This window comes from Microbacterium sp. CGR2 (genome assembly GCF_003626735.1).
In the GTDB taxonomy this organism is placed as follows: Bacteria; Actinomycetota; Actinomycetes; order Actinomycetales; family Microbacteriaceae; genus Microbacterium.
This window is the reverse complement of sequence record NZ_RBHX01000001.1, coordinates 1,672,742-1,695,943: the sequence shown is the minus strand read 5'-3', so window position 1 is coordinate 1,695,943 and position 23,202 is coordinate 1,672,742. Positions and strand designations below refer to the sequence as shown.

Genomic DNA, 23,202 nt, shown 5'->3' with positions numbered 1-23,202 from the left:
AATAACCTGTGATCGTGTCCCTCATCTCTCGCGCCACCGGCGCGCAACGGCGTGACGAGGCGCCCGAGGCGGCGCATCGACGTCGGCTGCCGCGGCGTGCGGCCTGGCTGTGCGTCGCCCTGACAGCTGCGATCCTCGGTCTGATCGTGATCTCCGGTGCGATCGGATCAGTGCAGGTGCAACCGGTCGAAGCCGCGCAGATCGTCATCGGGCACCTGATTCCTGGCATGCCGTGGATGGCCGACGGGTCTGTGACCGTCTTGCAGGATCAGGCCGTCTGGCAGTTCCGACTCCCGAGAACGCTTCTGGCGGCACTCGCCGGTGCGGGGCTCGCGCTGGCGGGTGCGTTGATGCAGGTGACCGTGCGAAATCCGCTTGCGGAGCCGTACATCCTCGGCGTCTCCTCCGGTGCCAGTGTCGGCGCAGTGCTTGTGATCGTGCTCGGATCCGCCGCATTGGGCGGGCTGTCGATGAACGTCGCTGCGTTCGCCGGCGCCCTTGTCGCCTGTGCCTGCGTCTGGGCCCTGGCGCGAAAGGATGGCGCACTGTCTCCGACTCGCATGATCCTCTCGGGTGTCGCACTCGGCACGCTGTTGAGCGCGGTCACGAGCTACCTGACCATCTCCACGGACGCGCAGAACGTCGTGAGCGTTCTCTTCTTCCTGCTCGGCAGCGTCTCCGCAGCGACGATGTCGAGCCTGATCGGTCCGGCTGTCGCACTGGTCATCTCAGGAACCGTCGCCGCGCTGTTGGCGCGATCGCTCAATGCGTTGATGACCGGTGACGAATCAGCTGCATCACTCGGAATCGATGCCGGGCGACTGCGGGGCCTGATGCTCGTGATCGCCTCCCTGCTGACCGGAGCCGTCGTATCGGTCGCCGGCGGGATCGGTTTCGTCGGCCTCGTCATTCCGCACGTCGCACGAATCGCGGTCGGTGCAGATCACCGCCGCTTGTTGCCCGTGACCGTGCTGGGTGGCGCTGTCTTCCTGATGGTCGCGGATCTGCTCGCACGTACCGTCGCCACGCCGACAGAGATCCCCCTCGGGATCCTCACCGCTTTCGTCGGCGCACCGTTCTTCCTCTGGTTGATGAGGCGCAGTGGTGCCGAGCGGGCGGGGTTCGGGCGTTGAAGGTCGAAATCGATGGCATCACCGTTCGTCTCGGCGGCCACGACGTCGTCAGCGAAGCGTCACTGACGGTGCATTCGGGAGAGGTGGTGGGTCTTCTCGGGCCGAACGGCAGCGGGAAGTCCTCACTGCTGCGCACCCTCTATCGCGCGGTCAAGCCGCGAAGCGGCCGTGTGCGCCTCGACGGCGAAGACCTGACGAGCCTCACCGGAAGACAGAGCGCCAGAGCCGTCGCTGTCATGCTTCAGGATCCCCCCACCGACTTCGATCTGAGCGTCGAGGAGACCGTCCTGTTGGGCAGAGCGCCGCATCACGCCTCTTTCGGCCGCGACACCGCCGACGACCTGCGCATCGTCGCGGACGCGATGCGGCGCGCCGAGATCACGGACCTCGCCGACCGCATGGTGGCGACCCTCTCCGGTGGCCAACGGCAACGCGTCATGCTCGCACGGGCTCTGGCCCAGGAGAGCCCGGTGCTCGTCCTGGATGAACCGAGCAATCACCTCGACATCAGCCACCAGCACGACCTCATGAGCACTGTGCGAAATCTCGGCCGCACCGTGATCGCCGCCCTCCACGACCTCAACCTCGCGAGCCAATACTGCGACCGGGTGATCGTGCTCCACCGCGGTCGCATCGTGGCGGCGGGCACTCCCTCCGACGTGCTCACCCCCGACCTGATCCGCAGCGTCTTCGGCGTCGACGTCCGTGTCCTCCGGGATGGCGACGCGCCGGTCTTCGCCTTCCGTCGCATGGACGACTCCCCCTCCGACGGCACCCCCGAGGCGCTTCCGCCCCTACCGACCCGAACAGAAAGCAGCATCCACTCATGACTCTCACCCTTCGCGTTCGCACGCGCACCGCCGTCATCGCGGTCACCACCGGGACGCTGCTCTTGACCGGTTGCGGCACCTCGGTGACCCCGGCCGCCGACAACGGAGCCGACCAGGCCGCGGTCACGGTGGAGAACTGCGGACGGGAGATCGTGCTCGACGCCATCCCGGAGGCGGTCGTCGGCATGCACCCGGCGCAGACGGAACTGCTTCTCCGTCTGGGTCTCGCCGATCGCCTGGCGGGACAGGCGCAGTCCACGGCGCAGGCCCTCCCCACCGACGTGGCCGGGCTCGCCGAGTCCGTCCCGGTGATCGGCGATGCCATGCCGCCCAGCCGGGAGGACCTCCTGTCGGTGGAACCGGACTTCGTCTACTCACCGACCACGTACGAGTTCACCGCCGAGCAGGGATCCGCGAGCATCGAGCAGCTCGAACAGGCAGGTGCCGCGGTCTACGTCGCCGCGGGCGGATGTGAAGAGCGGCGCATGAGCGGAGAGGTGAGCGACCTGTTCATCGATCTCGACAACCTCGGCAAGATCTTCGACGTCGAGGATGCCGCGGCTGAGCTCGTCGCCGAGAGCGAGGCCGATCTGGCGGAGGTCGCCGACGCGGTGGCCGACGTCGAGAACCTGCGGGTGGCGCAGGTGTACGTCGAGGGCGCCACGCTGCAGGGAATCGGGGCGGGCATCGAGTACGACATCCTCCGATCCGCGGGAGCCGACAACGTCTTCACCCCGGAGCAGCCGGCCTTCGCCGGGTTCTTCGCCGCCACCATCTCCCCGGAGTCCCTCGCCGCCGAGCAACCGGAAGCGCTGGTGTTCTCCGTGTACGACGAAGCTCACGAAGCGGCTACTCGTGAATACCTCACCTCGACCTTTCCCGACATGCCTGCTGTCCGCGACGACCGCCTGATCGCGGTGTCGAGCGCCGATGTGTTCCCCGGGACCCTGGGCAACGTCGGTGCCGTGCGGCAGATCGCCGAGGCGCTCTACCCCGACGCCTTCTGAACGATGATCCACCGACGACTGCTGCAGTTGGCCGGTGCGGTCCCCGGCGCGGTTCTCGCACTCGCCATCGTCGGCCTGCTCATCTCCACGCTGCAGGTCGCGTTCGCGCTCAGTCTGTCGACGGTGATCGTGACGTTGACGCGCGGGGAGGGTGACGTGCTGCTCCCCCTCGGGTTGCTGGCGGCCCTGACGATCCTGCGGGGCGCTGTGATCTGGGCCCGAGAACCCCTCGCCGTACGGATCGGTGCATCGGTACGCATCGCGCTGCGTCGGCGACTGCTGGACCGACTGGCATTGGTGCCCGCCGCAGAGCGCGACTCCGGGGCTCTGTCGGCGACGGTGATCGACGGCGTCGACGGTCTCGACGCGTACTACACGCGCTACCTGCCGCAGCTCCTCATCGTCCTGGTCGTGCCGGCCACCATCGTCATCATCGCGACCGCCCTGTCACCGGCGGCCGGCATCGCTCTCGCCGGTGCGGCCGCCATCGCCGTGCTCGCCCCCCGTGCATGGGATTCCCTGCTTCTGAAGAACGGAAGAACCCGGTGGGACCGGTTCGCCCGGCTGACCTCCGCGTACATCGAGGCGTTGCAGAACATCCCTTTGCTGCGCGGATTCGGCGCCTCAGGACGCACCGCAACCCAGCTCGCACTCGAGGCGGAGGTCCTTCGACGCTCGACCATGTCGCAACTGCGTCTTTCGCTCGTCGAGACCGCTGTCAGCGCCCTCGCGATGCACCTGGGCGTCATCCTCGCCGTTCTCGCCGCGGCCTCCACAACGTTCGCGGGCGACGCGTCTGCTGCGACGGTGGTCACCGTCCTCCTCCTCGCCCGAGAGTGCTTCCGTCCGGTGCAGGACCTCGGAGTCCACTGGCACGCCGGCTACCTCGGATTGAACGCCGTCGACGGCCTCGATCGTCTCCTGTCCCTCACCCCCGCGGTCCCGGAGCACGGCACACAGGATCACCCCGCTCAGACCGGAGACCTGCACATCATGGAAGCCTCCTACCGCTACCCCCGCACCGGAAGCGGCGTCCGCGGCATCGAACTTCGCATCGCCGACGGAGAGAGAGTGGCAGTCCTGGGCGCATCCGGATCGGGCAAGAGCACCCTCGCCCGGCTGCTCGAACGCGAGATGGATCCCAGCGCCGGGAGCATCTGCCTCGATGGCGTCGATCTGCGCCGGTTCACTGCCCGAGCCCGCAGCCGCAGCGTGGTCGTCGTCCCGCAGGATCCCGTACTGTTCGCGTGGTCGGTGCGGGACAATCTCCGCCTCTTCCGACCGGACGCGGACGATGCCGAGATCGTGGCGGCGGCCCAAGCAGCAGACGTCCACGCGGTCGTCTCGGCGCTGCCAAACGGCTACGACACTCTCCTCGCGGAGAACGGCGAGCAGCTTTCCGGCGGGCAACGGCAGCGCCTCGCGATCGCCAGGGCGCTGCTGTCGCCCGCACGGCTCCTCGTGCTCGACGAAGTGACCTCCGCTCTCGACACCGACACCGAGCGCCGCGTGATGGATGGCGTCGCGGCAGCAGCACAGGACCGCACGATCGTCTTCATCGCGCATCGCGAAAGCGCATGCGCGCATGCCACACGCTGGATCGCGCTGGAGGACGGGCGACTGTCGGATTCCGGAAGCGGACCCCCGCCGGTCGGCGCACTTGCACGGCAGGGCGGGCGATGAGATCCGTTCTCCGTCTCCTTCCCATCGTCGCGACACGCCGTGGGCTTTTCATCGAGACGGTCCTGTGGAGCGTGGTCACGCAGGCAGCAGTGCTCACCATCGCGTTGGGCCTTGCCATCGTGGTCGGGCGGTCGCTCACCGGAGAACCCGTTCCGCACAGTGCCTTCGCGGGGTTGATCGGGCTCGGCGTGGTCGCTTCGCTGACGGCGTGGCGTGAGTCCTGGGTCTCGCATGACCTCGCCTACGGGATAATCGGCGATCTGAGGACGCGGGTGTTCGATGCCCTTCGTCGTGCGCTTCCGGCGCGCGTCGGGCACCGCCGCAGCGGAGACCTCGCCACCACCGTGATGGCCGACATCGAGACCCTCGAGTGGCTGTATGCCCACACCGCCGCGCAGCTGCTCAGCGCGGTCCTCGTTCTCGCGACCAGCATCGCCGTGTCGGCCACGATCAGCCCGTTGCTGCTGCTCATCTGGCTTCCCTTGCTCGCCGTGGGCGTGGTCGTGCCCCTGATCACCGCTCGTCGCGCTCATCGAGACAGCGACCGGCTCGCCGCCGGGTCGGCGGCACTGCGGGCCGAGCTTCTCGACACCGTGCGTGGTCTTCGAGAGCTGATCAGCGCCGACGCGCTCGGAGGTCAGGTGGGTCGTCTTGCCCAGGACACCGAGATGCTCGCCCGCACCCAGGTGCGGGAAGCGGGCCGTCTCGGAGCGGAGCGGGGCATCGCCGACGTTTCGCTGGCACTGGCCACGATCGGCACGATCCTCATCGTCGTCTTCACTCCGTCGGCGATCATGCCCGTCGATATCCCCTTGGCACTGACCGTAGCCGTGGCCGGCCTCGCGCCCGCGGCGCAGATCGCGGACCTGCTGCGCAACACCGGCACTTTGCGCGCCGCGGCCGATCGCATCGTCGGTGTGCTCGCGACGCCGCCCGCCATCACCGACCGCAGGGACCACCACCCCGCCTGGCCGGAGTCGGGTCTCGTCTTCGATCGGATCACGTTCTCGTACGACGGCGAGCGACCGGTGCTCGCCGACATGAGTCTGCACATCCGTCCCGGCGAGATCGTGGCGCTGACCGGTCCATCCGGTGTGGGCAAGACGACGACTGCTCGCCTCGCCCAGCGACTGTGGGACCCGGATGCCGGCAGCGTCCGGGTCGACGGGACCGATCTGCGCGACCTCACCGACGATGAACTCCGTGTGCGCATCGCGGTCGTCCCACAGTCGTCCCCTCTCCTGCGTGGGACGATCCGCTCCAACATCATCCTCGGCGATCCCGGCGCGACCGCAGACATGGTCGACACCGCCGCGCACGCAGCCGGCCTCCTTCGCCCCGAGAGTGCACTTCCGCTCGGACTGGACACGCCCGTCGGAGAGCATGGCTCCGGGCTCTCCGGAGGGCAACGCGCCCGGGTGGCGATCGCCAGAGCACTCCTGCGTGATCCGCAGGTCCTGGTGCTCGACGAGGCGACGGCCTCGCTCGACCCCGAGGCCGACGCAGCGATGATGGAAGTGGTGAACACCATGGACGACCGGGCGGTGCTGCTGGTCGCACATCGGCCGGCGACTATCGCCGCGGCTGACCGAGTCGTCGAGCTGAAGACGCCCGGGGCGCCGTCGGCGAAGGAATTCAGCTCGGTCCCCGACCGCACGCGCGGCTAGGGCCGCCCGCCACCGACCGGTTGCAGGCCGATCTGCAACACCGCCGGTGCTGCGCAGCATCCGCCGCCTGACGCGTCGAAGTCGCCGGCGCCGCCGCAGACGTCCGTTTCCGACAGAGCCAACTCCGTGCGCGCCGCCGCTTCATGATCGCCCACCAGGTGCGCGGCGACACTGCGCACCTGCTCGAACCCGGTGAGCGCGAGGAACGTCGGCGCCCGCCCATAGGACTTCGCGCCGACGATGAAGAGCCCCTGTTCGGGCTGGGCGAGCTGGCGCGCTCCCGTCGCCGACACCGAACCACACGAGTGGATGTTCGGGTCGATCTCCGCGGCGATCCCGGCGACCGCTTCGAGCGAGGCATCCAGGTCGGTGCGGAGTTCGCGCAGGATGCGCGTGTCCGGCCGGAACCCCGTGAGCGCGAAGACGTGGGCGGCGCCGGTGACCTCGCGCCCGTCTTCGGACAGGACGGTCAGACCGTCGCCGTCGCGCCGGAACTCCGAGACACGGAAGCCGGTGATCAACTCGACGACCCCGGATTCGATCACCTTCTGCGCACGGGAGCCGAGCGCCGCACGTTCGGGGAGCTCATCGCCCGCACCGCCGCCGAAGACTTGGTTCGCGCTCCCCCGGCGGAGCAGCCACGTGACGCGGGTGCCGGGTGAACGCCGAGCGAGTTCGCTCAGGCGCAGGACCGTGTGCGTCGCCGAATGCCCGGCGCCGACCACGACGACGTGCGCTCCGGCGAATCCCGACACATCGTCAGGGATGCGGTACGACATGTGCTCCGTCGCAGCAGTCTCGCCCTGCGCGGGGTAGCCGTCCGCCCCTGCCGGGTTCGGGAGCTCCCACGTGCCGCTCGCATCGACGACCGTTCGTGCAAGGAATCGCCGTTCTTCGCCGTCAGCATCCGTCGCGTGCAGCACGAACGGTTGGCTTCTGCGCCCTCCGTCGACCACCTTGTCGCGGCCCTGCCGCGCGACCCCGGTCACCGTCGTGCCGTACCGAACCCGGTCGCCCAGCGCCGCGGCGAGTGGAGCCAGATACCCGCTCACCCATTCCGCGCCCGTCGGGTACCCGCTGGTCGGAGCAACCCACCCCGAAGGCTCGAGCAGCCGACGCGCAGCCGCGTCGGTGAGCTCGGGCCAGGAGGAGAAGAGGCGCACATGACCCCACTCGGACACGGCGGATGCGGCGGTGGCGCCCTTCTCGAGCACCACCACATCCTGGCCCCGCTCGACCAGATGGGCGGCGGCGGCCAGCCCTTGCGGGCCTGCACCGATGATGACGAACGGAAGCTCGGACATCGCATCTCCTCAAATCGAAGTTCTTCAATACGATTGAGGCTCGCGCATCTATCGAAGAATGTCAATACATGTGAGACTGTACCCGTGAGCCTGCCCCTGACCATCGACGCCACCGCCTGCTGCGTCCCGCGCGTCACCTCGGCGCTGTCCGTCGAAGACGCCGAACGCTCAGCGCGCGTATTCAAGGCTCTCGGCGATCCGACCCGTGTGCGCCTGCTGTCACTCATCGCCGCGGGAGAAGGGGGCGAGGCCTGCATCTGCGACCTCACCGAGCCGGTCGGCCTCTCCCAGGGCACGGTGTCGCACCACATGAAACTGCTCACCGATGCCGGTCTCGTCACCCGCGAGCAGCGCGGCAAGTGGGCCTACTTCGCCCTCAACGGCACGGCGCTCGATGCGGCTGCCGACGCCCTGCGCACTGCGTGACCACTGCGGGCTACGCGATCTCGAAGTAGAGGTGGGCGTGCAGCGCGCACCCCTCGTTGAACCGCGATCGACAGTGCGGGCACTCCGAGACCGGGAGGTACTCACCGATCGACAACTCCGTCCTGCATGCTCCGCACAGCACAGCCTTGGTCTCGCGCTCGTGCAAGCCCCACTGTTGCGCCGGGTGACCCGCCGTCTCCTCGTGACAGAGATGGCAGGGGTAGTACTCGCCGCAGCACGCGAACCGGATCGCGACGATGTCGACGGCGGTTCCGTAGTGCACGCACCTCGTCATCGCGTCGATGATGCGGCCGCGTACGATCATCGCGCGCACCCCCTTCCGCTCACGATCCTGCCATGCGACCGCCACCGCATCCGCAGCAGAACATCGTCACGCGGAGGCGCGCGGCGGCCGCCACGCCGTGGGAGCCTTCGCGCTTGCCACGAGTCCGGCACGATAGGAGCCATGACCGACGGCTACGACTCCAGGTTCCTCGCCACCGAACTGATGCTTCCACAACCGGGGGGAGAGGTCCGGACACTCCCCTATCCGCGATTCACGGTGCTCCTCGACCCGGAACGGCGGCTCGCGTCGGTCACCGGTGTGAACATCGACGGGGCTTCGCTCCGCGACCTCCCCCGGGACGGCGACTGGCGACTCGACCCGAGAGCGGATGCCGGCGAGCAGACGGGGCCCGATGTGTATGCGCGGAACGACCTCGATCGCGGCCACCTCGTGCGTCGACGCGATCCGGGTTGGGGAGACACGGAAGAAGCACGCGACGCGATGGAGGCGACGTTCTTCTACCCGAATGCGGCCCCTCAAGCCGCCGGGTTCAATCAGTCGAAGGAGCTCTGGCTCGGCCTCGAAGACCACGTGCTCGCGTACGCGGAGACGACCGATCAGCGCGTGAGTGTGTTCACCGCCCCGGTGCTCGCCGATGACGACCCGCCGTACCGCGGCATCCGTGTTCCGCTGCTCTTCTGGAAGATCGCCGCCTGGCAGAGCCCGGACGGTCTCCGGGCCGCCGGGTTCCTCCTGGATCAGAGCGAGCTGGTCGATACCCGCGACGGGCTGCTGGCGCATCCCCCACTCGGCGCGTTCCGGACGTTCCAGGCCCCGATCACCGACATCGCGGATGCCGCGGGCATCGCGGTCGACGTCCTCCGCGACGCCGACGTGCTGAACGACCCGACGGTGCGGCCGGCGGGCAGGCGGTCGCTCGCCTCGTTCGGAGACATCGTCCTCTGAGACCGGGCGGGGCGAGAGGCGGCGTCGTTCAGCGCGGCGGAGCCCACGCGTCCTGGGAGTCGATCGCGGTCGTGATCCTGCGCGCGATCGCCCCGAGCTGGCGGGACTGGGCGTCGGTCAACGAGCCGAAGACGATTCGGCGCACGAGCGCGGTGTGTCCCAGGAGGGCCGCGCGAACTGCTGCCGCCCCCTCGTCCGTCAGGGTGGCGAGGGTGATGCGGCCGTCGTCCGGCTTGGGTCGACGCGCCGCCCATCCGTTCTTCTCCAGTCGCGCGACCGCACGAGACAGCCGCGAGAGGGAGCTGTTCGCGTATCCCGCGAGCTCACTCATGGTGAGCGTGTTGCCCTCCGCCTGATCGAGGGCGAACAGGATGCCGAATTCGAAGTGACTCATCTCGGAGTCCTGTCGCAGCTGGGTGTCCAGAACAGCCGGGAGCCACTCGAGCAGAGTCGCCACCGCCGACCAGGTCTCCAGTTCCTCCGGGTTCCACCCGCGCGAATCGCCTGCATCAGCCATCCCCACATCGTAGCCGCAAACTTGCTCAGGAAAGTGAATCAACGTAGGGTTCACTTGACTAAGAAAGTAAATGCTGTCGGAGAGGCAGCAGAAGGAGGACTGACCATGGACCTGAAGCTCGCAGGAAAGCGCGTCTTGATCAGCGGCTCGACGCAAGGGATCGGCTATGCCGTCGCCGCCTCGTGCCTCGCGGAGGGCGCCGAGGTGATCGTGAACGGACGCACCGCCGAACGGGTCGACTCGGCAGTCGAGAAGCTGCGTGGCGCCGTCCCCGGCGGGAGCGTCTTCGGAGTGGCCGCGGACTTCTCCGACGCCACCGGCATCGACGCCCTGCTCGGCGAGATCGGAGCGGTCGACGTCCTCGTGAACAATGTCGGCACCTTCGACGTCGCAGAGTTCCCTGAGACGACGGATGACGAGTGGCTGCGGTACTTCCAGGTCAACGTCATGGCGGGCGTGCGGCTGTCGCGCCGCTTCCTCCCCTCGATGATCGAGAGCGGCTGGGGTCGGATCATCTTCGTCGGCACGGAATCCGCCGTCGACGTGCCGGGCAACATGATCCCCTACGGTGCGACGAAGGCGGCATCCCTCGCCGTGAGCAACGGCCTCGCCAAGCTCACACGCGGCACGGGCGTCACTGTGAACACGGTCCTCGGCGGGCCGACCTACTCCGACGGGGTCGCGAACGTCGTCGAGCAGATCGCCGCGGCGCAGTCGATCACAACCGATCAGATGAAGTCCGCCCTCGTGCGCCCGACCTCGCTGGTGCAGCGCTTCCTCGAACCCACCGAGATCGCGAACCTCGTGACCTACCTCGCCAGCCCGCTGTCGTCCGCGACCAACGGAGCCGCGCTCCGCGCGGACGGCGGCGTGCTGCCGACGATCGTCTGACACTCGCTCCGCTCATCGCGTCGGCTTAGGCTGGCGCGATGAGCGAAGCACCCGATGACGGTCCGTTCTTCCACGGCACCAAGGCCGATCTTCAGGTCGGGGATCTTCTCACCGCAGGGTTCCGGTCGAATTACCGCCCGGAGATCGTCATGAATCACATCTACTTCACCGCCCTGCGAGACGGTGCCGGCCTCGCCGCCGAACTCGCAGCCGGCGACGGCGAGCCCCGGGTCTACCTCGTGGAGCCCATCGGCACGTTCGAGAACGACCCGAACGTCACCGACAAGAAGTTCCCCGGCAATCCCACCCGGTCGTACCGCAGCAGCGATCCGATCCGTGTCGTCGGGGAGGTCGTCGACTGGACGCGGCTGACGCCCGAAGCGCTGGCGACGTGGCGGCAGCGGCTGGCCGCAATCCGCGCCGACGAGGGTGGCGAGATCATCAACTGAGGCCGCTTCGAAGATGCTCGCAGTTCCGGTCGCAGTTCCGGTGGCTCCCTTTCGTTCCGGTCGCAGTTCGGGCCGCTTGGAGTGCGCGGAGGCGGCACCAACTGCGACCGGAACGGCTCCGACGCGGGCGAGGCGGCACCAACTGCGACCGGAACGGCTCCGACGCGGGCGAGGCGGCGACCCTCACCCTCCGGCGGCGGCGACGATCCGTTCGGCCGCACGCACCATCGCGACGTCGATGAACGTGCCGTCTTCGAGGACGAACGCCCCGGTGCCGTCCGCGGCAGCAGAGCGCACGCGATCGATGATGCTCTGCGCCCGGGCGATCTCCGCCGCATCCGGAGTGAATGCCCGGCGAATCGTGTCGATCTGACGGGGATGCACCGCCGTGCGGCCTCCGAACCCGAGTGCCCGCCCTGCTCGGCAGCTTGCCTCCAGCCCATCGAGATCGGCGACATCCGCATACACCGCCATCAGCGGGGCCGGAAGTGCGGCGGCCGCCGCGGCGTTCACGATGCGGCTGCGCGACCATGCCAGCCCCGGTTCGCCGCCCGGTCCGGCGGGTACGCCGAGTTCCGCCCTCAGGTCGGCTTCACCCGTCGCGATCGAAGAGACACCGGAACAGGCGATCTCGAACGCACGCTCTATCGACAGCGCCGACTCGAGAAGAGCATGCACGGGGCGGCCCGGGACGCCCGCGCGGACGCCGGCGACATGCTCCGGCGACTGCGTCTTCGGCAGACGGAGGCCGAACTCGGCGGGGAGGTCGGCAACGGCTTCGACGTCGGCGTCGTGCCACCGCGAACCGATCGTGTTGACACGCACCTGCACGCTCGGTGCGCTCTGCCCGCGGTCCGCCCACGCCGCGGCGAAATCCACGAGCGCTGCGCGAGCATCATCCTTCCGCGATGCCGTGACCGCGTCTTCGAGATCAACGATGACGGCATCCGCCCCGGCATCCAGCGCCTTCTCGAAACGCTCGGGACGGTCGGCCGGCGCGTACACGGCGACGATGGTCGACCGGTTCATCCGATACTCCCCTCTTCGCGCAGCGCGGTGAGTTCCGCCGCCGAGTAGCCCAGTTCACCGAGGACCGCATCGGTGTCGGCACCGTGCGCCCGCCCGGTGAAAGCGATCGTCGCATCATCGCGCGACAATCGGAACAGCGGTCCTTGCATGGCCATGTCGCCGAGATCTTCATCGTGGATCCGGTGGATGGTGCCGAGTGCGTTGAACTGCGGGTCCGCGACGATGTCGGACGCATCGTAGATCGGCGCGACCGCAGCCTCGGCCTTCTCGAACGCATCGACGACCTCCTCGCGGGAGTGCCGACTGATCCAGCCGCCGACGGCGTCATCGAGGAGATCCGCGTGCTCGGCTCGACCTGCCCCCGTGGCGAACCAGGCCTGGTCAGCGAGCTCCGGCCTGCCGACGAGGGTCACGACGCGCTCGGCGATGGACTGCGCGCTCGTCGACACGGCGACCCAGGAGCCGTCCGCTGTCCGGTACGCATTGCGAGGAGCGTTGTTCACCGAGCGATTGCCCGTCCGAGGCTGCACCGTTCCGAGCTGATCCCAGCGAGTGATCTGCGGGCCCAGCATTGCGAGGATCGGCTCGATGATCGCGACATCCACCTCCTGGCCCTTGCCGTCCCGGTCGCGTGAATGCAGCGCGACCATGATCGCGTACGCCGTCGCGAGTGAGGCGACGCCGTCTGCGAGCCCGAACGGCGGGAGAGTCGGCGGCCGATCAGGTTCGCCCGTCGACGACGCGAATCCGCTCATCGCCTCCGCAAGGGTGCCGAAACCCGGCCGACGCCGGTACGGCCCGATCTGCCCGAATCCGGTCACCCGCGCGAGAATCAACCCCGGATTCTCCTCCGACAAGGCGGCGTAGTCCAACCCCCAGCGCTCGAGGGTCCCTGGCCGGAAGTTCTCGATCACGACATCCGCCGTACGGGCAAGACGGAGAAACGCGTCGCGCCCGCCCTCCGTGTGGAGGTCGACAGCCACCGTGCGCTTGTTGCGCCCCAGCGTCTTCCACCAGAGATTCTGACCGTCCTTGCTCGGACCGTGCCCGCGCGCAGGATCCGGCCGACGCGGATGCTCCACCTTGACGACCTCGGCACCCATGTCCCCCAGATGCATCGCAGCCATGGGCCCGGCGAACAACGTCGACGCGTCCACCACCCGCAGTCCCTCGAGCGCGCTCATTCGGTGTCCTCCCGGCAGATCCGAAATCCGATCGACGGGGAGGCATCCTGGCCGAGCCCGGGAAGAAGCAGCTTGGCCGTGAAGTCTGCGGGCTTCGCCCCTCCGTCGAAGTACCAGTCGGACCCCTCGCTCCGGTGTGCACTGCCTCCCTTGAGCATGACGAATCGCGTACGCCCGTCCGAATGCTCTGAGTCGGTCCAGTTCCAGACCTCGGGGGTGCGCCGGACGAAGCCTGGCTGCGCGGCGGCGAGTTGCCACTCGTCTTCGGTCGGCAGTCGGCCTCCCGCCCAGGCGGCGTACTCACGCGCACGAGCGAAGGTCACGCCGGTGGCCGGCCGTTCCGGGTCACGAGAGACCGCGACCTCCCCGATCGCCTCCAGGAATCGGGCGTATTCCGCCTCGCTGACCTCCGCGACGGCGACGCGCACCGGCCTCGGAAGTGTCACCGAGCGCTCCAGCGTGCGCTGGTCGTGCAAGCGCGGAGGGAGCGGCTTCCACTCATCGACGTAGGGCGCTCCGTCATACATCCCGGTCTCCCGCATGCGGAACCGCACCGTGAGCGTGTGATCGCCTGCGGGCACGACGACCGCCGGATCGGATGCCGGGGCGGTCGGCGCAAGAGGGCCGTCCCAGCGCGGCGCGGCCAGACGCGCGGCTCGGCGGTGCGGGAATGAGGCATCCCGCACGACGACCTCATCGGCGAGGGCCTCCCGCACCACAACGAGTTCGTCCGGGGTGTCGACCCCGTCTGCGACGCGGACCGCTCCGGCGATCCCACCCGCGGGCACCGTGATCGCCTCCGCCGCATCCCCCGCGTGCAGAGCCGACCATCCTGCGCCCGACGGACGGTACACGATCTCTTCGTCGGAGGTGTTGGCGAGCAGCAGAAGGGTGACTCCGTCGAGGTCGAACGCCGACCCGACGAGAGGTCCGTCGAGAACCGTCAGCGGCGTCCACTCCCCGTCGACGAGCCACCGATGGAATCCGCGCTGCACCGGAAGCATGCGTCGCAGTGTTGCCGCGTCGCGATCGTTCCACCCGACCCAGGCGCCGAAGACCACCTCCCACACCATGATGCCCACGCCGTTGAGCCAGGCGGAGCGGAGTTCGGCTGCGTGATCGCGATGCCAGCGGCGGATGTGGTGCTGCATGTGGCGGCGTTCGAACCAGCGAGCCCGGAGAACCCCCGGAGTCTCCGAGTCCGCGAACCACTGCGCCCACGAGAGGGTGTGGTCGGCGATGCGCTCGGTGGCGAGTTTGGACTCACCCTCGAGGCCGACGCCGGGGCGCGCCTCGTCGAGCGCGGCGACCAGCTCGGGGTCCGCTTTCTTGAGAGTGTCGAGAAAGACGCCGTCCGCCCCGAGCCGACGCATCGTCACGGCGAGTTCATCCTTGTCGGCCCCGGCGCGCCGCGTCCCCGTGTCCCACGGGTTGTAGTCGAGGAATACCGCGACCCCGGCGACCCGCAGCTCCGAGGCGGCCTCGGCGAGGCCGGGCACATCGTAGAAGTCCCACTGGTTGCGGTCATCGATGCCGATCACCGGGTAGGCGTGCCAGAGCACCACCCCGTCGAGCCCGCCGAAGCGCTCGCGCGCGTCGGCGAGGAAGCGGTGCGGCGTGAATCGCTGGGCGTCGAAGTCGAAGAAGAGCTCATCCCACAGCCAGACCTGCGCGACCGTGAAGCACCGGCTCGCCCAGCGCGACGCAGGCTCGTCGTACCGCACGGGCGCCCCATGCCGCTGACGGGCTCCTTCGCGCCAGGCCGTCAGCTGCTCCCGCCAGGTGGGCACGTCGGCGGCGTCGGCGGGTGCGGCGAAGATCTTGGCATCGTCGAGCATGAGTGCCGCGTCTCCCTCCGCCACATCGACGTCGAGAGGGACGAGCGTCGGCAGGTCCAGTTCGCGCGGGTGCAGGGGATCGAAACCGCCGCTCATACGTCGCCCCTTTCGAGGAGTGCCGCGACCTCGGTCTGCGCGGGCACGGCCGCCTGCGCTCCCTGTCGTGTGACTGCGAGCGCAGCGGCAGCCGCGCCGGCGCGGGCGGCCCCGGCCAGAAGCGTCACGTCGGCGGTGTCGGGAGTGCGGCCGGATGCCGCGAGGGTCGCGGCGAACATGCCGCAGAACGTGTCCCCGGCGCCCGTCGTGTCGATGGCGTCCGCCGCGAACGCCGGAACGTGCGCGCGCTCGCCGCGGCAGATGACGAGAGACCCGCTCTGTCCGAGTGTGATGACGAGTGCTCCCACACGGGATGCGAGGACGTCGATGGCCTCGTCGACCTCGGCGACCTCGGCGATGTCGAGCGCCTCGTGCTCGTTGACGATCAGCACGTCCACCGCGGCGAGGAGAGCGGCTCCGGCGGCGATGAACGGCGCGGACGGCGCTGCGTTCAACAGATGCCACGCGGTCGCCGATCGCGCCGCCGCTGCCTCCTGGACGAGCGAGATCGGGATCTCGAGTTGCGTGAGAAGCACGCTCGCGCCGGCGACCACCGCACTCTGCATCTCGGTGAGTGCGGGAATCGCCGCATTCGCTCCCGGGACGACCACGATGGTGTTCTCGGCGGCGGCATCCACGGCGATCAGCGCGATGCCACTGGGACCGTCGATCTGGGAGAGACCGGAGACGTCGATCTCGTCGGCGATGAGCGCGGAGCGGAGTGATTCTCCGTCGGCGTCAGTACCGACAGCACCGACGAAAGCGACCCTCGCTCCACCCGCCCGCCGTGCGGCGACGGCCTGATTCGCTCCCTTGCCTCCTCCGGTGCGCAGCAGCGTCGTGGCGAGCACGGTCTCACCCGGCGCGGGGATGCGCTCGACTTGCGCGACGATGTCCTGATTGATGCTGCCGACGATGACGACGGTCATGGCGTCGCCGTCGACAGTCGCAGCGTGCGCTCTGCGAGCTCACGGATGGATCGCTCCGGTCCGCCGGGCATCGACGTCGCGATGCGGTCCCGCAGCGGCGATGTCCATGTCTCGTCGATCCCGTCCGCCCCGAGGAGCCCGCCGACGACCGAACCGACCGTCGCTCCGACGGAGTCGGTGTCCCACCCGCCGGCGACGGCGAGAGCGATCGCGGATCCGAAGTCGTCGCCGTGGGCCTGCAGCGCGCACGCGGTCAGAGCGGCGTTGTTGAGCGTGTGCACCCAGTGCATGCCGGCGAACTCCGTGTGCAGTCGATCGAGCGCAGCGTCGGCTGTGAGCGCGCCCTCGGCCAGCGACCGTCCGAGATCGCGTCCGAGCCGAACAGCGGAGGCGAGACGGGATGCCGGCGGCACGACACCGTCGGCCGCATCCAGCACCTCGTCGATCGAGGTCACGACGATCGATGCCGAGCAGAGCGCGGCAGCCCACATCTCGCCGTAGATTCCGTTGCGCGTATGGCTGAGCCGGGCGTCGGTCCATGCCGAGGCCGCGGCAGCGCGGGCATCGCCGGGGTGCGCCCATCCGTGCACATCGGCACGGATCATCGCACCGATCCACTCGCGGAACGGGTTCAGATGGGTGGCCGTCTCGGGCACGGGCCGGGCGTCGAGGATGTTCCGGTACGCCGCACGTTCGGCGGTGAACACTCTTCCCGCCGGCAGCGCGGCGAGCCAGGCCTGAGCGACGTCATCGGTGGTCAAGTCGTCGCCGTGGGTCTCGAGCAGGTCGAGCGCGAGTATCGGGAAGTTGAGGTCGTCGTCCTCCGGCATCCCGTCGATGTTCTCCCGCAGCGAGGTCGGCGCCGAACGGCGATTCCACGGCCAGCGCTCCGCGATGTCGGACGGCAGCGCGACAGCGGTGAAGTACCGCTCGATCGGCCAGTTCCCCGTGGCGCGGGCTATCTCCTCGATGCCCTCTCGCGGAATCTTCTCGACGGGCTTGCCCAGAAGACATCCGGCAGCACGTCCGAGCCAGGCACCGTGGACGCGGTCGAACGCGGCACGCGTCGGAGCGGCCTCCACCGTCGGAAGGAGAGCGACGATCTCATCCCAGTCGTCCGGTTCTTCGGCGCTCGGCGTCTGCAGCCTCGCCAGTTCGTCGAGGACGAGTCGCGCGAGCGCTCGAACCTCTGCCGAGACCGGTGTGGCACTCGCCCCGGATGGCGCGAGTACCGTCGGTCCTCCGGCATCCGCCCACTCCCGCTCGATTGCGGCGAGCGCGTCCTCCGCGACGCCCTGCTCCCGCAGCGCCGCGAATTCGGCGGGGACCAGATCCTCCGGCTGCGCCCATGTCAGCCTCATCCGGCGTCCCCCTGGCCGAGCAAGCCGGCGAGGGTGGCCGCACGCCGAGAAGCCCGGTCGGCGTCAGCGCGAGCGATGTCCTCGACGACCTCGGTCATCGCGGCGACGACCCCGTCGAGGTCGAGTCGACTGGCCGTGGTGACGCCCGTCACCCATTCCTTCGGCACAGCATCGGCACCGTGCAGACCACCGCAGATCGCGCCGGCCATCGTCGCGATCGAGTCGGAATCTCTGCCGTAGTTGACGGCGTCGAGAACCGCGGCACGCAGATCGCCGTCTCGAGCCACGACGAAGCCGAGCGCAGCAGGAAGCTCTTCAATGGATTTCGTGCGCGAGGGCAGACGCGCATCCATGGCCGGCGCCCGGTACTGCTCCCCCACCGTGTCGAAGGGGGCGACGGCGGCGCGGACGACACGAGCAAGGTCGCGGGGATCGTCCGATCCGCCGCTCGCGGTGTAGGCGTCGACCGCATCGAAGACCGCGCGGATCGCCGCCGCAGTGCCGTCATGTGCGACGTCGAGCACAGCGGTGCGCACGTCGGCGACGGTGGCACCGGGGGCAGCGGATGCCGCCACAGCTGCCGCGAAGACGCCGGCCGCCTCCCGCCCGTACGACGACTGGTGGGCGCCGGCGATGTCGATCGCCTCGGCGTACCCTCCGCGGGGATCGCCGATGTGCACGAGACCGACGGGCGCCATGTACATCGTGGCTCCGCAGTTGACGATGTTGCCGACCCCTGCCTCGCGGGGGTCAGCGTGTCCGTAGTGCAGCTTCGCCACGATCCACTTCTCCGCCAGGAAGACGCGCTGCAGGATCAGCGCGTCGTCTTCCAGTTCGGGGATCCAGCGCCGTTCGCCGATCATGAGCGGGACGAGATCGCCGGCGACGTCGTAGGCGTCGAGATGGCGCCGGCGCTTCGCGTACACCTCGACGAGCGCGTGCGTCATCAGGGTGTCGTCCGTGACGTGGCCGTCGCCCTTGTGGTACGGCGCGATCGGGCGAGCGGTCTTCCAGTCCGCGAGGAACGGACCGACGATGCCCTCGACGCGACCGCCGTGGCGTTCCTCGATCTGCTCGGGTGTCCACCCCTCGGTCGCCCCTCCCAACGCGTCTCCTACTGCGGCGCCTGCGAGCACTCCGGCCACTCGGTCCTGCAACACGAACATTCCCACTCCTTCTTGCCTTGGTCGTCGGTGACGAGCGGGGGCGGACGGTCGCCCGCCCCCGCTCAGGTCATCAGCCGGCGATGTCTGCCCAGCCGTCGGACAGCTGCGCCGCCAGCTCCTCGCTGGTGATCTGATCCGCCAGGTACTGCTGGAAGGCCGGTGTGGCGATCGTGTCCTTCCATTCGGTGTACTTCTCCACCTTGAGGAACGGCGGTCCGACGAGTCCTTCGCCGGACGCCAGCACCTGGGTCCAGGCGGGGTTGTCCGCCGCGAGCTTCTCGACCTCGGTGCGAGCCGACTCCGAAGACGGGATCAGTGCATCGGCGTAGGCGATCTGCGCCAGGTTGTCGCCGCTCATGAAGAAGTTGAGGAACTCGGCGGACTCCTCCACGTACTCGGAATCGACGTTCACCGAGTAGGTCTGCGGGTTTGCGGCCTGAACGGCGCCTTCCGAGCCTTCGAGCGGCGGGAGAGCGACCCAGTTGAATCCCTCGGGGGCGTCGTTCGCGATGTTCGTCGCCTGGAAGGACCCCTGCACCGTCATCGCGACCTTGCCACCGTAGAACGAGGCGAGCACGTCGGAACCGGACTGGGTGAGCGACGTGGGCTGGATCGACTTGTCGGTGTAGGCCATCTCGTGGATGCGCTCCGGGACTGCGAGTTCGTTCTCACCCACCTCGATCGACGCGTCAGCCCCCTCGCCGGAGAAGAAGCCGCCGTCGAAGCCGAGCGCGAGGCTCATCACGGTCGCTGTGGGCGAGGCGAGCCCCCAGCCCAGTCCGTAGGTGTCGCCCGTGGTGGTCGCCTTGGCGATCTCCTGCAGCTCATCCCACGTCATCGTGTCGCCGGTCGGGATCTCGACACCTGCTGCTTCGAGCAGGTCCGCGTTGGCGAAAGCCATGTACGACTGCAGCGTCGAGGGGTACGCGATGATCTGGTCTTCCTGGGTCACGGACTCCCAGATGCCCTCGGAGATGTCCGACTTGAGGTCCTCGTCGACGAGGTCCGTCAGGTCGGCGAGGTAGCCGTCTGCCGCGAAGGAGACGATCGAGCTCGCCTCGAAGTGGATGATGTCGGGTGCCGTACCGCCGGTGAACTGGGTGATCAGCTTGTCGAACGCGCCGTCCCATCCCGCCTGGATGATCTCGACCTGGATGTCGGCGTTGTCCGCGTTCCACTCGTCGACGATGGACTTCACGGCGGCCTGCGTCGCCGGCTGGTCGGAGAGCGACTGGAACTGGAGGGTGACTGCTCCGCCCTCGCCCTCGCCCGATCCGTTGTTCGCGCTGCCCTGCGTACAACCGCTCAGGGCAAGGACGGCGACGCCCGCGAAAGCGATGGCGCCGATGCCTCGGATGCTGTTCATGTTGCTCGCCTTTCTCGTTGTGTGGTTCTCGTGGTGGGCCGGGTCAGCCCTTGACTGCGCCGGCGAGCATGCCGCCGGTGAGCTTCTTCTGCAGAATGCTGAAGATGATGAGCGACGGGATCGTCGCGAGGATCGCTCCGGCTGCCAGCGGCCCGAGCTGGGTCTGGCCTTCGGCGCCCAGGAAGGACCGCAGTGCGATCGGAAGGGTGTACAGCTCGGGGCTCTGCAGCAGCACCAGAGCGAGGAAGAACTCGTTCCATGCCGACACAAACGTGAACATCGCGGTGGCGACGAGTCCCGGCGCGAGCAGCGGAAGGATGATCGTCCGCAAGATCGTGACGCGGGATGCGCCGTCCATCTCGCCCGCCTCCTCCAACTCCGTCGGAATCGCGGCGACATAGCCCTGCAGCATCCACAGAGTGAACGGCAGGGTGAAGGTCACGTAGACGAGGATCAGACCGAACAGGGTGTCGTTCAGGTTGATCGAGCGCAGGACGAGGAACAACGGGATGATGATCAGGATCGAAGGAAACACCTGGCTGGTGAGAATCCAGACCGTGCCGGCCGCACGGAGCCGACCCTTGAGCCGCGCGAGCGCATAGGCCATCGGCATCGACAGCAGCACCGTGATCACCATCGTCGCGATCGAGACGAGCAGTGAGTTCCCCGCTGCGGTGATGAGGTTCTGCCGTTCGAGCGCCGTGGTGTAGTTGCTGAAGTCCCAGTCCGCGGGAATCAGGTTCACCGCGAGCGAATTCAGTTCGCTGGTCGACTTGAACGATGCGGACAGCAGCCAGAGCAGGGGGAATCCGAGGAAGAACAGGAACGCGGCCAGCGCCACGTACATCAGCAGCGTCCCCCACCAGGGGCGCTTCGAGGTCATGAGCGTGCCCCCTTCGTCTGGCGGAACTGATTGACGAGATAGAGCGACAGGATCAGCATGATCGCGATCACCAGCACGTCACCCATCGCGGAGGCGTAGCCGATCTCGCGGTTGCGGAACGCCTCGAGGTAGGTGAACAGCGGGGGGATCATCGTCCGCCCACCCGGGCCGCCCTCGGTGAGGACGTAGATGAGGCCGAACGAGTTGAACTGCCAGATGAAGTCGAGCGCCGTGACCGCGATGATGACCGGCCTCAGCGCTGGCAGCGTGATGTGCCAGAAGCGGCGGAGCGCCCCGGCTCCGTCGACTGCAGCAGCCTCGTGCTGTTCCGGCGAGATGGACTGCATTCCGGCCAGCAGCAGAACCGTGGTCTGAGGGATTCCGGCCCAGACGCCGACGACGATGACAGCGGGAAGTGCCGTCGAGAAGTCGCCGAGCCAGTTGACCCCGGGAATGCCGACCGCTTCGAGCGCACCGTTGAGCGGGCCCGAGTTCGGGTTGTAGATCATCCGCCACACGATCGCGATGACCACCGGGGGCATCGCCCACGGGATCAGCGCCAGAACGCGTGTCAGGCCTTTCAGACGCAGGTCGCTGTTGAGCAGCAGCGCGAGCCCTATCGCACAGACGAGTGTCAGCAGGGCGACCGATGCCGCCCAGACGATGCCGATGCCGAACGAGCCCCAGAACCGATCGTCGCCGAGCAGCTCGATGAAGTTGCCGAACCCGATGAACTCGATCTCCGCGTTGCGCTTGAGGGTGGCGTTGGTGAAGCCGAGCGCCACACCGCTGACGAGCGGGATGAGGGAGAAGATGATGATCGGCAGCAGCGCCGGCACCACGAGGGCGATCGCTTCACGGCGCTGTGCGCGAGCGCGGTGGCCGATTCTCTTCGGCTCGCGACGGTTCGTGCTCGTGTCTTTCTTCGCCGTGGCGGTGGCGCTCATCCGGCCGACCTCTCTTCATCGAGGGATGCTGCTTCGGTGCCGACGTCGAGGAAGGAGGCGATCCGACCCCGGTCGCTGGCGCGCGTCGACGAACCACGGACGACGAGCGAGGGCGAGACGGTGACGGTATGCGCGGCGCGCGATGGTTCGTTGATGCGCGCCAGGAGAAGATCTGCGGCCACCCGGCCGCGCTCCTCCGCGCCGAGATCGACACTCGTCAGACCGGGGCGCACCACGGCGGCGAGCTCCGTGTTGTCGACACCGGTGACGGCGATGTCGTCGGGAACAGTCAATCCGAGGTCTTCGGCTGCGCGGATCACGCCGATGCCGATCAAGTCGTTGGCCGCGACGATGGCGTCGGGACGCTGGTCTCGCTGAAGCGCTGCGAGTGCCGCGGCATAGCCTGCCGCGATGGTGAAGTCCTGCGCGTCGACGCTGCGGGTGGACACCGACGGATGTGCGGCGACCGCGGCGGCGAATCCCTCTCGACGATACGTTCCGGGAGTCGTGTCTGCAGGGCCGTTGACGAAAGCGATGTCGCGCCGCCCTTCGTCGACGAGGTGATCGACGATGAGGCGCATGGCGGTGAGCGAGTCGGCACGCACGGTGTCGAGACCCGCGCCATCGGGCAAGCGCCCCAGCACGACGACCGGCACGGGGGTCGCCTTCAGCGCGGCGAGGAGTTCGTCGGTGACACGAAGCGGCGAGAGGATCATGCCGTCGACGTATCCGCGCCCGAGGTCGCGGACGACGTCGACGGACGACGAGGAGGTACCCGTGGAAGAGAGCACCAGTCGATACCCGGAAGACGACACGACCTGCTCGATGACGCTCATCATCTCGACGTAGACCGGGTTGCCGATGTCGGCGACGGCGTAGGCGAGTTGGTCTGTACGGCCGCGCTTGAGCGATTGCGCCGTCGCGTCGGCGACGTAGCCGAGGGTGGCCGCCGCGTTCCGGACCTTCTCGATCGTCTCCGGGCTGGCGATCTGCCCGTTCAAGGCGCGCGATGCGGACGCGATCGAGACGCCGGCATGTGCGGCGACCTGCGTGATGGTGACCCGTGCCACGCGCGCTCCCCCTTGAGTGCTGTAAACGTTTCCAACGATGGGTTCGACGATGCCATCGAGTGCGTTCGCTGTCAAGTCCTTGCCGCGAATCCGGGGCCGCAGCCCCGAAAGCCCGCGCGACGGTTCCGGTCGCAGTTTGTGCCGCCTCGCCAGCCTTCAGCCGACCCAAACTGC

Annotated in this window: 22 protein-coding genes; 9 read left to right on the top strand and 13 right to left on the bottom strand. The window is 68.4% G+C overall.

From position 1 onward, the window contains the following. Positions 1-14 precede the first annotated feature (14 nt). Genes D7252_RS08470 through D7252_RS08450 form a run of 5 tightly spaced genes read left to right on the top strand, consistent with a single transcriptional unit; the run spans position 15 to position 6,320 of the window. Complete coding sequence (locus D7252_RS08470) at positions 15-1,133, top strand: iron ABC transporter permease (protein WP_259461070.1); 1,119 nt, start codon at positions 15-17, stop codon at positions 1,131-1,133. After that, a complete protein-coding gene (locus D7252_RS08465; protein ID WP_120774985.1) occupies positions 1,130-1,963 on the top strand; it encodes an ABC transporter ATP-binding protein in 834 nt (277 codons plus the stop codon). Before D7252_RS08470 ends, D7252_RS08465 begins: the two co-directional genes overlap by 4 nt. Then, positions 1,960-2,970: an ABC transporter substrate-binding protein gene (locus D7252_RS08460; RefSeq protein ID WP_120774984.1), complete on the top strand. Its 1,011-nt coding sequence runs from the start codon at positions 1,960-1,962 to the stop codon at positions 2,968-2,970. The genes D7252_RS08465 and D7252_RS08460 overlap by 4 nt, the downstream gene beginning before the upstream one ends. A gap of 3 nt (positions 2,971-2,973) precedes the next feature. Next, positions 2,974-4,653, top strand: a complete 1,680-nt coding sequence (locus tag D7252_RS08455; RefSeq protein ID WP_120774983.1) for an ABC transporter ATP-binding protein/permease — start codon at positions 2,974-2,976, stop codon at positions 4,651-4,653. Further along, a complete protein-coding gene (locus D7252_RS08450; protein ID WP_183055231.1) occupies positions 4,650-6,320 on the top strand; it encodes an ABC transporter ATP-binding protein in 1,671 nt (556 codons plus the stop codon). The genes D7252_RS08455 and D7252_RS08450 overlap by 4 nt, the downstream gene beginning before the upstream one ends. Here D7252_RS08450 and D7252_RS08445 read toward each other — a convergent pair. Then, positions 6,317-7,624 (bottom strand): FAD-dependent oxidoreductase, encoded by a 1,308-nt coding sequence (locus D7252_RS08445; protein WP_120774981.1) that lies wholly within the window; start codon positions 7,622-7,624, stop codon positions 6,317-6,319. The two genes, D7252_RS08450 and D7252_RS08445, sit on opposite strands and share 4 nt — an antisense overlap. An 84-nt stretch (positions 7,625-7,708) precedes the next feature. On the opposite strand from D7252_RS08445, the gene D7252_RS08440 reads away from it, so the two are divergent. Next, the gene (locus D7252_RS08440; protein ID WP_120774980.1) at positions 7,709-8,050 is read left to right on the top strand and encodes a metalloregulator ArsR/SmtB family transcription factor; all 342 of its coding nucleotides are present in this window, start codon (positions 7,709-7,711) and stop codon (positions 8,048-8,050) included. Between the two features lie 10 nt (positions 8,051-8,060). Here the strand turns inward: D7252_RS08440 and D7252_RS08435 are convergent, their stop codons facing one another. After that, positions 8,061-8,375 carry a CHY zinc finger protein gene (locus tag D7252_RS08435; RefSeq protein ID WP_120776873.1) on the bottom strand — a complete coding sequence of 105 codons (315 nt, stop codon included), beginning with the start codon at positions 8,373-8,375 and terminating at the stop codon, positions 8,061-8,063. Between the two features lie 141 nt (positions 8,376-8,516). Here D7252_RS08435 and D7252_RS08430 point away from each other — a divergent pair, with 141 nt between their 5' ends. Continuing rightward, positions 8,517-9,302: a DNA/RNA non-specific endonuclease gene (locus D7252_RS08430; RefSeq protein ID WP_120774979.1), complete on the top strand. Its 786-nt coding sequence runs from the start codon at positions 8,517-8,519 to the stop codon at positions 9,300-9,302. Between the two features lie 28 nt (positions 9,303-9,330). Here D7252_RS08430 and D7252_RS08425 read toward each other — a convergent pair whose 3' ends face one another. Then, positions 9,331-9,819 carry a MarR family winged helix-turn-helix transcriptional regulator gene (locus D7252_RS08425; protein ID WP_120774978.1) on the bottom strand — a complete coding sequence of 163 codons (489 nt, stop codon included), beginning with the start codon at positions 9,817-9,819 and terminating at the stop codon, positions 9,331-9,333. A 105-nt stretch (positions 9,820-9,924) separates the two neighbouring features. Between D7252_RS08425 and D7252_RS08420 the strand changes: the two genes are divergently transcribed. Continuing rightward, on the top strand, positions 9,925-10,710 hold the full coding sequence (locus D7252_RS08420; protein WP_120774977.1) for an SDR family NAD(P)-dependent oxidoreductase: 786 nt from the start codon (positions 9,925-9,927) through the stop codon (positions 10,708-10,710). A 38-nt stretch (positions 10,711-10,748) separates the two neighbouring features. Further along, positions 10,749-11,159 (top strand): NAD(+)--rifampin ADP-ribosyltransferase, encoded by a 411-nt coding sequence (gene arr / locus D7252_RS08415; protein WP_120774976.1) that lies wholly within the window; start codon positions 10,749-10,751, stop codon positions 11,157-11,159. Between the two features lie 183 nt (positions 11,160-11,342). Here the strand turns inward: arr and D7252_RS08410 are convergent, their stop codons facing one another. From D7252_RS08410 to D7252_RS08365, 10 genes are all read right to left on the bottom strand, one after another. Then, positions 11,343-12,188, bottom strand: coding sequence for a CoA ester lyase (locus D7252_RS08410; protein WP_120774975.1), 846 nt, complete (start codon positions 12,186-12,188; stop codon positions 11,343-11,345). Further along, on the bottom strand, positions 12,185-13,372 hold the full coding sequence (locus tag D7252_RS08405; RefSeq protein ID WP_120774974.1) for a CaiB/BaiF CoA-transferase family protein: 1,188 nt from the start codon (positions 13,370-13,372) through the stop codon (positions 12,185-12,187). Before D7252_RS08405 ends, D7252_RS08410 begins: the two co-directional genes overlap by 4 nt. Continuing rightward, a complete protein-coding gene (locus tag D7252_RS08400; protein ID WP_120774973.1) occupies positions 13,369-15,306 on the bottom strand; it encodes an SUMF1/EgtB/PvdO family nonheme iron enzyme in 1,938 nt (645 codons plus the stop codon). The genes D7252_RS08405 and D7252_RS08400 overlap by 4 nt, the downstream gene beginning before the upstream one ends. Continuing rightward, positions 15,303-16,235 carry a PfkB family carbohydrate kinase gene (locus tag D7252_RS08395; protein WP_120774972.1) on the bottom strand — a complete coding sequence of 311 codons (933 nt, stop codon included), beginning with the start codon at positions 16,233-16,235 and terminating at the stop codon, positions 15,303-15,305. Before D7252_RS08395 ends, D7252_RS08400 begins: the two co-directional genes overlap by 4 nt. Then, the gene (locus D7252_RS08390; RefSeq protein WP_120774971.1) at positions 16,232-17,596 is read right to left on the bottom strand and encodes an ADP-ribosylglycohydrolase family protein; all 1,365 of its coding nucleotides are present in this window, start codon (positions 17,594-17,596) and stop codon (positions 16,232-16,234) included. Before D7252_RS08390 ends, D7252_RS08395 begins: the two co-directional genes overlap by 4 nt. Beyond that, complete coding sequence (locus D7252_RS08385; RefSeq protein ID WP_120774970.1) at positions 17,593-18,762, bottom strand: ADP-ribosylglycohydrolase family protein; 1,170 nt, start codon at positions 18,760-18,762, stop codon at positions 17,593-17,595. Before D7252_RS08385 ends, D7252_RS08390 begins: the two co-directional genes overlap by 4 nt. Before the next feature lie 70 nt (positions 18,763-18,832). Further along, complete coding sequence (locus D7252_RS08380) at positions 18,833-20,128, bottom strand: ABC transporter substrate-binding protein (protein ID WP_120774969.1); 1,296 nt, start codon at positions 20,126-20,128, stop codon at positions 18,833-18,835. Positions 20,129-20,171: 43 nt separating this feature from the next. Further along, complete coding sequence (locus D7252_RS08375) at positions 20,172-21,011, bottom strand: carbohydrate ABC transporter permease (protein WP_120774968.1); 840 nt, start codon at positions 21,009-21,011, stop codon at positions 20,172-20,174. Further along, positions 21,008-21,958, bottom strand: coding sequence for a carbohydrate ABC transporter permease (locus D7252_RS08370; RefSeq protein ID WP_120774967.1), 951 nt, complete (start codon positions 21,956-21,958; stop codon positions 21,008-21,010). Before D7252_RS08370 ends, D7252_RS08375 begins: the two co-directional genes overlap by 4 nt. Continuing rightward, positions 21,955-23,028: a LacI family DNA-binding transcriptional regulator gene (locus D7252_RS08365; protein WP_120774966.1), complete on the bottom strand. Its 1,074-nt coding sequence runs from the start codon at positions 23,026-23,028 to the stop codon at positions 21,955-21,957. The genes D7252_RS08370 and D7252_RS08365 overlap by 4 nt, the downstream gene beginning before the upstream one ends. Positions 23,029-23,202 lie beyond the last annotated feature (174 nt).